Annotated in this window: 11 protein-coding genes, 1 tRNA gene and 1 CRISPR repeat array (1 of these 13 running past the window's edge); of the genes, 10 read left to right on the top strand and 2 right to left on the bottom strand. The window is 46.6% G+C overall.

Translation table 11 applies throughout. The features are described from left to right. The first annotated feature begins 59 nt into the window (after positions 1 to 59). Positions 60 to 136: transfer RNA gene (locus DBY95_RS03740), tRNA-Pro, on the top strand. Between the two features lie 153 nt (positions 137 to 289). On the opposite strand, the gene DBY95_RS03735 is transcribed toward DBY95_RS03740, so the two are convergent. Further along, positions 290 to 1,081, bottom strand: coding sequence for a formate/nitrite transporter family protein (locus tag DBY95_RS03735; protein ID WP_107723436.1), 792 nt, complete (start codon positions 1,079 to 1,081; stop codon positions 290 to 292). 245 nt (positions 1,082 to 1,326) lie between these two features. Beyond that, on the bottom strand, positions 1,327 to 1,761 hold the full coding sequence (gene yciA, locus DBY95_RS03730) for an acyl-CoA thioester hydrolase YciA (protein WP_049332732.1): 435 nt from the start codon (positions 1,759 to 1,761) through the stop codon (positions 1,327 to 1,329). 124 nt (positions 1,762 to 1,885) lie between these two features. Here yciA and pip point away from each other — a divergent pair, with 124 nt between their 5' ends. The 9 genes from pip (at position 1,886) to cas2 (ending at position 11,772) form a co-directional block, all read left to right on the top strand. Next, entirely contained in the window at positions 1,886 to 2,815 is a 930-nt protein-coding gene (pip, locus tag DBY95_RS03725) for a prolyl aminopeptidase (protein WP_107723435.1), read from the top strand. Between the two features lie 152 nt (positions 2,816 to 2,967). After that, positions 2,968 to 5,439, top strand: a complete 2,472-nt coding sequence (locus DBY95_RS03720; RefSeq protein ID WP_107723434.1) for a CRISPR-associated helicase/endonuclease Cas3 — start codon at positions 2,968 to 2,970, stop codon at positions 5,437 to 5,439. Positions 5,440 to 5,446: 7 nt separating this feature from the next. Further along, complete coding sequence (gene cas5c, locus DBY95_RS03715; protein WP_107723433.1) at positions 5,447 to 6,169, top strand: type I-C CRISPR-associated protein Cas5c; 723 nt, start codon at positions 5,447 to 5,449, stop codon at positions 6,167 to 6,169. Next, positions 6,166 to 8,256 carry a type I-C CRISPR-associated protein Cas8c/Csd1 gene (gene cas8c / locus DBY95_RS03710; RefSeq protein WP_107723432.1) on the top strand — a complete coding sequence of 697 codons (2,091 nt, stop codon included), beginning with the start codon at positions 6,166 to 6,168 and terminating at the stop codon, positions 8,254 to 8,256. The genes cas5c and cas8c overlap by 4 nt, the downstream gene beginning before the upstream one ends. A 21-nt stretch (positions 8,257 to 8,277) precedes the next feature. Beyond that, positions 8,278 to 9,117, top strand: coding sequence for a type I-C CRISPR-associated protein Cas7/Csd2 (gene cas7c, locus DBY95_RS03705; protein ID WP_107723431.1), 840 nt, complete (start codon positions 8,278 to 8,280; stop codon positions 9,115 to 9,117). A gap of 13 nt (positions 9,118 to 9,130) precedes the next feature. Further along, positions 9,131 to 9,781, top strand: a complete 651-nt coding sequence (cas4, locus tag DBY95_RS03700; RefSeq protein WP_107723430.1) for a CRISPR-associated protein Cas4 — start codon at positions 9,131 to 9,133, stop codon at positions 9,779 to 9,781. A 31-nt stretch (positions 9,782 to 9,812) separates the two neighbouring features. Continuing rightward, entirely contained in the window at positions 9,813 to 10,379 is a 567-nt protein-coding gene (locus DBY95_RS03695) for a hypothetical protein (RefSeq protein WP_159068466.1), read from the top strand. A gap of 11 nt (positions 10,380 to 10,390) precedes the next feature. Further along, complete coding sequence (gene cas1c, locus DBY95_RS03690) at positions 10,391 to 11,404, top strand: type I-C CRISPR-associated endonuclease Cas1c (protein ID WP_107723428.1); 1,014 nt, start codon at positions 10,391 to 10,393, stop codon at positions 11,402 to 11,404. A gap of 74 nt (positions 11,405 to 11,478) precedes the next feature. After that, entirely contained in the window at positions 11,479 to 11,772 is a 294-nt protein-coding gene (gene cas2 / locus DBY95_RS03685) for a CRISPR-associated endonuclease Cas2 (RefSeq protein ID WP_003685729.1), read from the top strand. A gap of 190 nt (positions 11,773 to 11,962) precedes the next feature. Continuing rightward, positions 11,963 to 12,664: direct repeats of the CRISPR family, unit length 32 nt; unit sequence CCAGCCGCCTTCGGGCGGCTGTGTGTTGAAAC (it continues 3,633 nt past the right edge of the window).

The following is a 12,664-nucleotide window of genomic DNA, read 5'->3' as shown; positions in this document are numbered from 1 at the left end:
TTTCTAAAAAGCACTTGTCAAAATCAGCGTTTGAAACTAAAATTCACAGCTTATCGAGTCGGAGTGTGGCGCAGTCTGGTAGCGCACTTGCATGGGGTGCAAGGGGTCGAAGGTTCGAATCCTTTCACTCCGACCAAAGAATTGGAAAGAGCCGTTTTAAAAACGGCTCTTTTTTCGTTTGGATGATTTATCTGAATAATGTGTCCGAATGGATTTTAAAACTTAATACCAATGCCGTCTGAAACAAAACCTGCTTAAAAAAGCAGGTTTTGTTGTTTCTAAAGCAGGGCTATTCGGCACTATCTTTCAGCGTGTCTCTATAAGTATAAAGATACGATGCGCCAACAAAGGATGCGCCACCGATGACATTGCCCAGGAATACGGGAATCATGTTGAAGAAAAATTGCCCCCATGTGATGTTTGCGCCTGCCAAAATGCCGGCTGGGATAACGAACATATTGGCGACAAGGTGTTGGAAGCCGTTTAATACGAAAATCATGACGGGGAACCAAATGGCCAGCATTCGTCCGGTTGTGTTTTTAGCGGCAAAATGCAGCCACGCGCCCATGCAGACCATCCAGTTACATGCTATTGCCGATACGAAAGCACGGCCGAAATCCATATGGACTTTTGCTTCCGCCACGACAATGGTTTTTTCTGCCACGCTGCCTTCAATCATGCCGACATAGTATCCAAGGAAAAACGCCATTGCCAGTGTGCCCACCAAATTGCCCATGCAGACGATAACCCAGTTGCGTAGCAGCATTTTGGAGGAAATCCGTCCGGCCAATCTGCCTAAAGACATAATCATCATATTGCTGGTTACCAGCTCGCCGCCGCCAAGCAGGATACAAATCAAAGCGATTGGGAACACGGCGGCGCCGAGTAAAGTCGCAACTCCGCCCCATTCGTGCGGAATGCCGCTGACTACTTTTAAATAGGCAAGATATCCGAAGCCGATGTATCCACCGGCCAAAACGCTCAAGATTGCCAGTGTGGGGATGCTGGATTGTGCTTTGGCGCAGCTTTTGTCGAGAACAACCTGTAAAATTTCCTGTGGGTATAAATCGCGCGAAGCCATGATGTTCCTTAAAGTAGGTTGAGGAGGAAACGTTGTTTTAAAGATGGTACAAACTGTCGCGGTAGAGTAGTGTTATAGGGAGCCGGTGTACGGTCTTTGTCTTATCAATCAGCCTGAATTAAACCTAAAAAACAGATACTTCACCTTGCTTTAGCTCAAAAGAAATATTATTACATTTTGCTTCTGTATGAAAAAAGGCCGTCTGAACGTTGAGGTTTCAGACGGCCTTGTTTTGATTTTTAAACTTACAAATGAGCCAGTTTTGCATTGCCTTCGCGAGGAATAGGGCGCGGATTGCCTTGTGCATCGATGGCGACGTAAGTGAATACGGCTTCGGTGACCAGTTGGCGGTCTTCCGTTACCATATCGTTCATCAAAGTCTTCACCCACACTTCGATTTTCAGTTGCAAAGAAGTATTGCCTACGCGGACGCAATGACCGTAGCAGCACACGACGTTGCCGACCTTTACCGGCCTGATGAAATTCATTTCTTGAACGGCCACGGTTACAATTCGTCCCTGTGCGATTTCTGCCGCTAAAATACCGCCGCCCAGATCCATTTGCGACATAATCCAGCCGCCGAAGATATCCTGATTAGGATTGGTATCGCGCGGCATGGCTACCGTACGCAATAAAAGTTGTCCTTCGGGTGCCGCATGTGTTTGTTTGTTGTCAGCCATAAAAAATCCTGTCAAAAAAGTGCTATTTTACGCCATTTGTGGCGATAAACCTATGTAGGCCGTCTGAAAAATCAGAAGGCAAAGTGTTACAATCAACATATTCATCAGACAAAGGAGAAAGCTTATGCATCCGATTCAAGAACCACGAAATAGCGGCCTTTTGCGCGTATCCGACATTCACGAAATCTACTGGGAAGAATCAGGCAATCCTGATGGCCACCCCGTGATTTTCCTGCATGGCGGCCCCGGAGCAGGGGCATCACCTGCCTGTCGAGGCTTTTTCAATCCAGAGCATTTCCGCATCGTTATTATCGACCAACGCGGTTGCGGACGCTCCAAACCCTATGCCTGTATCGAAGACAACACCACATGGGATTTGGTTGCCGATATTGAAAAAGTACGCGAAATGCTCGGTATTCAAAAATGGCTGGTTTTCGGTGGCTCATGGGGCAGCACCTTGTCGCTGACTTATGCCGAAACCCATCCCGAGCGCGTCAGCGGCTTAGTTTTGCGCGGTATTTTCCTGTGCAGGCCGTCTGAAATGGCATGGTTGAACGAAGTAGGCGGCGTCAGCCAAATTTATCCGGCTCAATGGCAAAAATTCATTGCCCCCGTAGCCGAAAACAAACGCCAAGCCCTAATCCAAGCCTACCATGAAATGCTGTTCAGCGAAGATGAAGCCACACGCCTCAAAGCGGCTAAATCATGGGCAGACTGGGAAAGCTACCTTATTCAGTTTGAACCTAAAGACGTAGATGAAGACCCGCAAGCTTCCCTTGCCATCGCAAGAATGGAAAACCATTACTTCGTGAACGAAGGCTGGCTGCAGGGCGATAAAGCTATCTTGGCAAACATCGACAAAATCCGCCATATCCCAACCATCATCGTCCAAGGCCGCTACGACCTATGTACCCCGATGCAAAGCGCGTGGGAACTCTCGCAAGCCTTCCCTGAAGCAGAATTGAGAATCGTCCAAGCAGGCCACTCTTCTTTTGATCCTTCGCTTTCCGAAGCATTAGTGAAAGCAGTGGAGGATATTAGAAGCAAGTTATAAAGGTTAATAAATGACAATGCCGTCTGAAAAAGTTTCAGACGGCATTTCTAGTTAGGATAAATGTAATTTAAATATATTTAAGAAATTATATTGCAGTTGAATATTTGCAAGTATATAATTGGTGGTAAGTTACAGTAATAGTATTGTATGCCATGAAATTTACTTTTATTGCACATGTTCGTCAAACTGATAAGTGTCCTCAATCTGTTCAAACTCATTTAGTAGAAACGTCAGAACTTGCAAAAATATTTGCTCGAAAACTAAATTTAGAATCAGTGGGCGAGTTACTCGGACTCATGCACGATTTCGGTAAATATTCCCGCAAATTCCAAAAATATATCCATGATGAAACAGGTTTGTTGAATCCTGATTTGGATGATGAAGAAAGTACGCCAAACGGCAGTAAAGTGGATCATTCCACCGCCGGTGCGCAATGGGTTTACCGCGAATTGAGAAAATTCGGTGCGGCACAGGGCATCGGAGAATTTTTCGGACAAATGCTGGGTTTATGCATAGCATCACACCACGGCGAAGGCTTAATTGACTGTTTGGACGATGAAGGTAATACCATTTGGAAAAAGCGGTTTGAAAAAGACGACGAACTGACGCATCTGGTGGAATGTGAGCACAATGCCGATGAAGCCGTTCAGCAAAAAGCGAAAGAATTGGCCGGTGAAAACCTGATTCGCAGTCTGCTAAATGCAGTGAAACCGATTCTCTCTGACCAAGCCACCAATAACAAAATCAAAGAATTTTATCTCGGCTGTCTGACCCGTTTCCTATTCAGTTGCCTGATTGATGCCGACCGTATCAATAGCTCGGATTTTGAACGGGAAGCGCAAAAAGAAATCCGCCGCTTGACGGAAAAACCTGATTGGCAATCAGCAATTGATAAATTGGAAGCCAAATTAGCAGGTTTTGAAAACCGTTATCCCATTGATGAAATCCGCCGCAAAATTTCAGACGATTGCCTAAAAAAAGCGGACGATTCTCAAGATATTTATACACTGACCGTGCCGACCGGTGGCGGTAAAACATTGGCTAGCTTGCGTTATGCGCTCCATCATGCGCAAAAGCATAATCTTGATCGCATTATCTACATCATTCCCTATACTTCCATCATTGATCAAAATGCCCAAGCCGTACGCGAAATTTTCGGCGAAGATTGGGTTTTAGAACATCATTCCAATTTAGAACCCGAAAAGCAAAGTTGGCAGGACAAATTATTGTCCGAAAACTGGGATAAACCTATTGTGTTTACCACTATGGTGCAGTTTTTGGACGCATGGTTCGGCGGCGGCACGCGCGGCGCACGCCATATCCATCCGATGACAAATGCGGTGCTGATTTTTGACGAAATCCAAACACTGCCCGTGAAATGCGTGCATTTATTTTGCAACGTATTGAATTGGCTGACGACATTTGGCAAAAGCACGGCGGTTTTGTGTACGGCGACGCAGCCTCTGCTCGGTGAATCGGGTTTGCGGAATTTCCCTGAAGATAAAAGGGAAAGCATTGCTTCACGCGGTTTATTAAGGCTGTCAGAAGATGCTGAAATCATGGGTAAACATCAGGATTTGGATAAATTATTTGATGAGTTATCCCGAGTAGAAATCCAATTTAACGAAAAAGTGGGAGGCTGGAATGTAGAAGAAGCAGGCACATTTTTGCTGAAACAGTTTCAGACGACCCAAAGCTGTCTATTTATTGTCAATACAAAAAAATGGGCGCAAGAGCTTTATCAATATTGCAAGGCGCAAAACGTACCGTCTGAAGCCTTATTCCATCTCAGCACCAACCAATGCGCGGCGCACCGAAAAGCGATTTTTGACACCATCAAAGCTCGTCTGGAAAACAAACAACCCGTTGTTTGCATCAGTACCCAACTCATTGAAGCAGGTGTGGATATTTCTATGGCTTGTGTGATTCGCACTTTAGGCGGGTTGGACAGCATCGCCCAAGCGGCAGGACGTTGTAACCGGCATGGGGAGAAAGAAGGTAAAGGGCAGGTTTATGTATTGAATCTGCAAGAAACTGATTTCACTCGATTCTTGCCTGATATTCAGGCAGGCAAAACCTATGCCGAACGTGTGTTTCACGATTTTGCCGGACAGGATATTTTGCAGCCAGAAGCAATGAAGCGCTATTTTGAATACTATTTTTACCAGCGCAGCGATGAAATGTCATATTCCGTCAAAAACAGCACAACAGGTTCACTGCTGGATTGGTTGAGCGATAACGCGCTGAATCCTTATGGCGAAAAAAACAATAAAAGAAGCAAACTGTTGCCACTGTTGATGCAATCCTTCAAAAGTGCAGGGCGCGTTTTCCAAGCCATAGACGCACCGACACAGGCCGTGATTGTGCCGTATGGCGAAGGTGCGGAACTCATTGCCAAACTCTGTGGCGAATGGGATCCGAAAGAAATGCACCGCACTTTGCAAAAAGCTCAGCGTTACAGCGTGAACGTTTTCCCCAACGTTTGGGATAAATTGCAAAAAGAAAACGCCCTGTATGAAACCATTGAAGGTTCGGGCATTTATTATCTGAATGAACGCTATTACAACGATGAATTCGGTTTGTCTTTGGATGAAACAAGCGAAATGACTTTTTACGACTTATAGGAGCAATATGGACAGCAAAATCAGTTTCCGCGTATGGGGGCGGCAAGCCTTGTTTACCGACCCCGTTACCAAAATCGGCGGCGAAAAATTCAGCTACCAAGTACCGACATACGAAGCTATTAAAGGCATTGTCAAAAGCATTTATTGGAAGCCAACGTTGATTTGGCGTATCGACCGCATCCGCGTGATGAAACCCATCCGCACCCAAAGCAAATCCACCAAGCCGCTGGATTGGAACGGCAGCAACACTTTGGCGATTTACACCTTTTTGCAGGACGTGGAATACCAAGTGGAAGCCCATTTTGAATGGAATGAGCATTGGGAAGAGTTGGCAGGCGACCGCAATTTCGGCAAACATATCGCCATTGCCAAAAGAATGTTGGAACGTGGCGGGCGGCAGGATATTTTTCTCGGCACGCGCGATTGCCAAGGCTATGTCGAGCCGTGCACTTTCGGCGAAGGCGAAGGGTTTTACGATGAAATCGATAATTTGGATTTTGGCCTGATGTTCCATAGTTTTGGCTATCCCGAAGAAACCGGAAAGCCCGAATTGGTCAGCCGTTTTTGGATGGCGAATATGCAAAACGGTGTGATTGAGTTTCCAAGTGTCAACGATACAGAAGGCCGTCTGAAAACTCGATTTATCCGCAAAATGCAGCCTGAAAAACCGTTCAAGCGCGGCGAAAACGTCAAGCCTGTGGAAGACGAAGCCAAGGAGATAGAATTATGAGCTGGATGCAGAAACTTTATCGGACGTATAACGAAATTGAGAAGAATCCAAACTTATCGGATTCGGAAAAAGAAAAACTAGCACCATTATGGCACAGCCCGCAAACTGCCCATATTCAAATTACTTTGGATGGAGATGGAAAGTTTCTTGGAGCTAGGGTTTTAACTGATAAACCGATTATCATGTTGCCTGTAACTGAAAGCTCGGAAGGGCGGACAAGCGGTTTGGCCCCTCATGCATTGGCGGATAGCTTGCAATATATCGCAAAAGATTTGGGACTGACTTATCAGAAAGAAGTCATTACGGAAACCGAAGGAAAAAATGGTAAAAAGAAAAAAACGAAAACCAAGCAAGAAGATTTGATTTTCAATTTATATGCAGACCAATTAGATAAATGGTGTGTGACGATAGATAACAAAAAGGTATTGGCAATACAAAAATATGTTCACAAGGGGACGGTATTAGCCGATTTGGTAAAAGAAAAAGTTATTCCCGTAGATGATAACGGCGAGTTGCTGACAAATTGGATTGAAAGGGAAAACAAAGATAAGCAAAAACCTGAATTGTTTAATGTTTTGACTAAGGAGCAAGGGAAATTTGAAATCCGAAAAGCTCTTGTTGTTTGGTCAGTGCAAATACCCGGTGATTTTGTTCCTGAAACTTGGAAGGATAAGGAAGTTCAGCAAAGTTGGGGAAATTATTACCAACAGACTTTAAAAAGCCAATTCTGCACAGTAACGGGAGATGAACAGAAAATTCGCGAAAGTCATCCTGCAAAATTACTTTATTCGGGCGACAAAGCAAAATTGATTTCTTCCAATGATAAGGAAGGATTTACCTACCTAGGTCGATTTGAAGAAGCTAATCAAGCGACAACAATTTCGGCTGAAGTATCGCATAAGGCTCATGCTGCGCTTAGATGGTTGATCGATAGGCAAACTACTGCACGAAATAATGAACAAGTTACCATTGCATGGGCAATTAGCTGTAACCCCGTCCCGTCACCGATGAAAGATATTTCCAGTGAAATTAATTGGGATAATCTGGACATCAGTGCGGTCGAAAATCCTGATGAATTTTCATCACAAACATCATCTGAACAGCCGTCCCCCGATTGGTCTGTAAATATCGGGCGTGCTGCTGCGCAAATCATCAAAAAGAAACTGCATGGCTATCAGGCGGAATTGAAAGCCCACGAACAAATCTCCCTGATTATGCTCGATTCCGCCACGCCTGGGCGCATGGCATTAACTTATTACCAAGAGTTTCTGCCTGCCGACTATTTCGCCAATTTAGATGCATGGATTGACGATTTTTCTTGGTATCAGCGTTACAGCATTGAAGTCCCAAACGGCAAGAAAACCGACAAGCGTACCCAATGGCGCTTCGTCCCGCCATCGCCTTACAGCATTGCCGAAACCGTGTACGGCAAATCTCTGTCCGACACGCTTAAAAAACAGCTTTATGCCCGACTTCTTCCTGTTATCGCAGGCGGAACATCCGTGCTGATTCCCGAAGATTTGGTACGTCAAAGTTTTCAGGCGGCCTGCAATCCTAATGGCTGCGAAAACTGGGAATGGCAAAGAAACATCGGCGTTGCCTGTGCCCTATACAAAGGCTGGCGCGCTCGTCATCACGATTTATCACAACGGAGAACTTACCCTATGAGTTTGGATACCCAAAACCGCTCACGCGATTATTTGTATGGCCGATTAATTGCACAGGCAGAAAGCATGGAGTGGTATGCCTTATATCTACAAAATGGCAAAAAAACACCTACTCGTGCGACTAATGCAGAACGTTATTTCCAACAGTTTGCACAAAGGCCATACAGCACATGGCGAAACCTTGCAAGTGAGAAATTGGTGCCATATCAAAATTATCTAACTAGTCAAGGAAAAGATTTCTATAAGCAGGCTATTGGTGAAATTATGGAGCTTTTCCAAAGGGATGATTATGTTTGTGATGACAAATTAAGTGGCGAATTTCTCTTAGGCTATCATTGCCAAAAAATGGAAAATGCCCGCGAAATTGCCAAACGTAAAGCAGCTAAAGCTAGCAAAGCTAAACCAACAGAAACCAATTAATCTTTTTATGGAGAATGAAAAATGTCTTTAACCAAAAAAATTGACTTCGCCTTAATTCTGAAAGTCACCAACGCCAACCCTAACGGCGACCCCTTAAACGGCAACCGCCCGCGTGCCGATTTCCAAGGATTTGGTGAAATGACCGACGTGTGCCTGAAACGCAAAATCCGCGACCGCCTGCAAGACAGTGGCGAGAGCATTTTTGTACAATCGGATGAAAAGAAAACCGACGGCATGACCAGCTTGGCCAATCGCGCCAAAGACAAAGATGTCGGCTTGGGTGCGGATGCCTTTAACGCTAAAAAAGCCAACAAAGACGATACCGCCAAAAAAGCCTGCGAAAAATGGCTGGATGTGCGCAGTTTCGGACAGGTTTTCGCATTCAGCGGTGATGGCAGCAGTGGCATATCCATCGCTGTGCGCGGCCCCGTTACCATTCAATCCGCATTTAGCGTTGAGCCGATTAACATCACCAGCACTCAGATTACCAAAAGCGTCAGCGGCGAAGGCGATGGCACGAAAAAAAGCTCCGACACCATGGGCATGAAACACCGCATCGATCACGGTGTGTACGTTGCCTTTGGCGCAATGTCACCACAACTTGCCGAGCGCACCGGCTTTTCAGACGGCGATGCCGAAAAAATCAAAGCCGTACTGACCAAACTCTTTGAAGGCGACGCATCATCCGCCCGCCCCGAAGGCAGCATGCAGGTGTTGAAACTTATCTGGTGGGAACACAACAGCAAAGCAGGGCAATATTCTTCTGCCAAAGTGCACGGTAGCCTAAAAGTGAATGCAGATGGCAGCTATGAACTGGAAAACCTTGATGGTTTAACTCCGCAGGAAATTGACGGCTTCTAAAACATTCAAAAAAATGATCGCACTTTCAACCGAAAGCCAAAGGGAAAATCAGGACATGCGCCTGATTCCCCTTTCCGCCCTGCAACACTACGCCTTCTGCCCGCGCCAATGCGCGTTGATTCATAACGAGCAGGCGTGGGCGGAGAACTATTTGACCGCGCAGGGCAAGGCGCTGCATGAACGGGTGGATTCGGGCGAGCCGGAAACGCGCAAGGGTGTGCGCTTTGAGCGGACGGTGCATGTGTCGGCGGAGAAACTGGGCATCAGTGGCGTGCTGGATTTGGTAGAAGTAGAAACGAAAACAGGCCGTCTGAAACCTGTGGAATACAAACGCGGCAAGCCTAAACCTGGCCCGATGGACGAAATCCAGCTTTGCGCCCAAGGCTTGTGCTTGGAAGAAATGACGGGGCAAACCGTCTCTGAGGGCGCGCTGTGGTATATGCAAACCCGCCACCGCGTCCCCGTCGTGTTTTCAGACGACCTGCGCGCCCAAACACTCGCCACCATCTCAGCCGTGCGCGACCTTCTAAACAGCGGACAAACCTCGCCGCCCGCCTACGGCAAACGCTGCAAAGCCTGCTCGCTAGTGGAGATTTGCCAGCCAGAGTTGTTGGGAAAACGGGATAGGAGTGTGGGGTATGTGAAGGGGTTGTTTGGGGAATAGTGATTTTAGATTATTTAATAGAGATGAAATTATGAAAATAATGAGTTATATCATTACACATGATTATGGCTTTGCTCCTAATCCTTATGGTGGATTTTTAACTCTTGCCACATGCAAACCGAGAATAAGAAATAGTGCAAAAATAGGGGATATTCTTGTTGGAATAGGCTCTAGCACAGGAGCTTATAAAAATCGATTGATTTATGCAGCTCAAGTATCTGATGTGGTAAATATGAATGAATATTTTGAAAATCCCATATATCAAGTTAAAAAACCAAGCGATGAAAATATTTCAAGAAGAAGAGGAGATAATATTTATTATAGAGAGAATGGAACTTGGACTCAGTTAAATAACCCTTTCCATGATGAAAGCAGTATGAGCCATGATTTAAATTCTACGAATGTCTTAATATGTAAAGATTTTTGGTACTTTGGAAACAAAGCACCATTATTACCTGAAAAATTCCTTGGAATTGTTAAAAATGGACCTAACCATAAAAATATAGATGACCAAATTTTAGTGTCTAGTTTTTTAGATTGGTTGGCGACATATGAAAAAGGAATGATTGGTAAGCCTAGTAGTTTAGAAAATAGATAGGATAAATCCCCATGCGCAAACTACAAAATACGCTCTATATCACCACCCAAGGCAGCTATCTGCATAAAGAGCGGGAGACGCTGGTGGTGGAGCAGGAGCGCAAGAAGGTAGCGCAGTTGCCGGTGCATTCCATCGGGCATATTTTCTGTTTTGGGAATGTGTTGGTGTCGCCGTTTTTGCTGGGGTTTTGCGGTGAAAATAATGTGAATTTGGCGTTTTTTACCGAAAACGGACGTTTCTTGGGACGGCTTCAGGGGCGGCAGAGCGGCAATGTGCTGCTACGTCGGGCGCAGTATCGGGTGTCGGAGCAAAATCCCGTGCCGATTGCGCGCAATATTATTGCGGCGAAGATTCAGGCGAGTAAACGGGTGCTTCAGCGGCAGATTCGCAATTACGGCGAGAATGTGGCGATTCAAAGTGCGGTCGATGCTTTGAACATTTCGCTGCGGCAGTTGAAGGGTGCGGCGGAGCTGGACGTGGTGCGTGGTATTGAGGGCGATGCGGCGGCGCGTTATTTCGGCGTGTTCGGGCAGCTTTTGAGCGAAAAAAGCGGCTTTTCTTTTGACGGGCGCAACCGCCGTCCGCCCAGAGATGGGGTAAATGCGCTGTTATCGTTTGTGTACAGCATCTTGGGCAAGGACATCAGCGGCGCGCTGCAAGGCGTGGGGCTGGATCCACAGGTGGGCTTTCTGCACGCCGACCGACCGGGGCGCGACAGTTTGGCGCAGGATATTTTGGAAGAATTCCGCGCATGGTGGGCGGACAGGTTGGTGTTGTCGCTGATTAACCGTGGGCAAATCAAACCTCAGGATTTCGTTACCGAGGCAAGCGGCGCGGTAAGCCTGAAAGCCGATGCGCGTAAATTGTTGTTCCAAGCTTTGCAGGCGAAAAAGCAGGAGAAAATCGTTCATCCGTTTTTGGGTGAAGAGGTGGAAATCGGGCTGCTGCCGTATATTCAGGCAATGCTGTTGGCGCGACACTTGCGCGGAGATTTGGCGGAATACCCGCCGTTTTTGATGAGATAGGTTTGCAGCCCGTCTGAAAATAGGCTAGAGATTTTCAGACGGCCTCTAAAGCAGCCTGCATATGGGAATACAAAATGTTGATGCTGATTACTTACGATATTTCGCTGGAAGACGCCGAAGGACAGGCAAGGCTGCGACGCGTGGCGAAATTGTGTCTGGACTACGGCGTGCGCGTGCAGTATTCGGTGTTCGAATGCGACATCGCGCCCGATCAGTGGGTCGTTTTAAAGGACAAACTTTTGAAAACCTACAACCCCGAAACCGACAGCTTGCGCTTTTACCATCTGGGCAGCAAGTGGCGACGCAAAGTGGAACACCACGGCGCAAAACCGGCGGTGGATGTGTTTAAGGATACGTTGATTGTGTAAATCGCCAACCTACGGTTCTCATGAAAATGCGGCAGGGTTGGAGAATTGGAATTGTTCTTTAACAATCAGGATAATTGCAAATGCGGGTGTAACAGAAAAGGCTGTGTTATACTCGCGTTCGCGCTTTTCTTGGGAGCTTAGCGAAATCGGGGCTGCAAAACCTGATGGAGCAAGGCTTTTGAGAGAGGCTCCAGCCGCCTTCGGGCGGCTGTGTGTTGAAACAGAAAATGAAATAAAACGGTAATTATATGATACGAACCAGCCGCCTTCGGGCGGCTGTGTGTTGAAACGTATTATAACTTAGCTTTTATAATAAGTCAAGTACCAGCCGCCTTCGGGCGGCTGTGTGTTGAAACAAACACATCGGCTACCGTGATTTGTGCAATGTCGCCCCAGCCGCCTTCGGGCGGCTGTGTGTTGAAACGTTATCGATGTTAATGAAAAACAAGAGACAAAACCAGCCGCCTTCGGGCGGCTGTGTGTTGAAACAGAAAATGAAATAAAACGGTAATTATATGATACGCCAGCCGCCTTCGGGCGGCTGTGTGTTGAAACAGCCATTGTCTTGCTCCTTTCTTACAGACGATTCCCAGCCGCCTTCGGGCGGCTGTGTGTTGAAACAATGTACAGGTGGGCGCATGATTAAGATTGATGCCCAGCCGCCTTCGGGCGGCTGTGTGTTGAAACAACCATAAACCGTTAGGCATACGGATACCGGCCACCCAGCCGCCTTCGGGCGGCTGTGTGTTGAAACAACGCTATCCAAACTGTGATGGAATACGAACGACCAGCCGCCTTCGGGCGGCTGTGTGTTGAAACTCCTGTCATTGGGTTGAAAATATGTTTGCGGTCCCAGCCGCCTTCGGGCGGCTGTGTGTTGAAACGACAAACT

This window comes from Neisseria subflava (assembly GCF_003044935.1).
Taxonomy (GTDB): domain Bacteria; phylum Pseudomonadota; class Gammaproteobacteria; order Burkholderiales; family Neisseriaceae; genus Neisseria; species Neisseria subflava_E.
The sequence above is the reverse complement of the archived record's forward strand: the minus strand, read 5'-3'. Positions and strand labels throughout refer to the sequence as shown.

Coding starts and splice junctions, on each gene's coding strand:
- DBY95_RS03735 (WP_107723436.1), bottom strand. CDS start 1,081: ATGGCTTCGCGCGATTTATACCCACAGGAAATTTTACAGGTTGTTCTC.
- yciA (WP_049332732.1), bottom strand. CDS start 1,761: ATGGCTGACAACAAACAAACACATGCGGCACCCGAAGGACAACTTTTA.
- pip (WP_107723435.1), top strand. CDS start 1,886: ATGCATCCGATTCAAGAACCACGAAATAGCGGCCTTTTGCGCGTATCC.
- DBY95_RS03720 (WP_107723434.1), top strand. CDS start 2,968: ATGAAATTTACTTTTATTGCACATGTTCGTCAAACTGATAAGTGTCCT.
- cas5c (WP_107723433.1), top strand. CDS start 5,447: ATGGACAGCAAAATCAGTTTCCGCGTATGGGGGCGGCAAGCCTTGTTT.
- cas8c (WP_107723432.1), top strand. CDS start 6,166: ATGAGCTGGATGCAGAAACTTTATCGGACGTATAACGAAATTGAGAAG.
- cas7c (WP_107723431.1), top strand. CDS start 8,278: ATGTCTTTAACCAAAAAAATTGACTTCGCCTTAATTCTGAAAGTCACC.
- cas4 (WP_107723430.1), top strand. CDS start 9,131: ATGATCGCACTTTCAACCGAAAGCCAAAGGGAAAATCAGGACATGCGC.
- DBY95_RS03695 (WP_159068466.1), top strand. CDS start 9,813: ATGAAAATAATGAGTTATATCATTACACATGATTATGGCTTTGCTCCT.
- cas1c (WP_107723428.1), top strand. CDS start 10,391: ATGCGCAAACTACAAAATACGCTCTATATCACCACCCAAGGCAGCTAT.
- cas2 (WP_003685729.1), top strand. CDS start 11,479: ATGTTGATGCTGATTACTTACGATATTTCGCTGGAAGACGCCGAAGGA.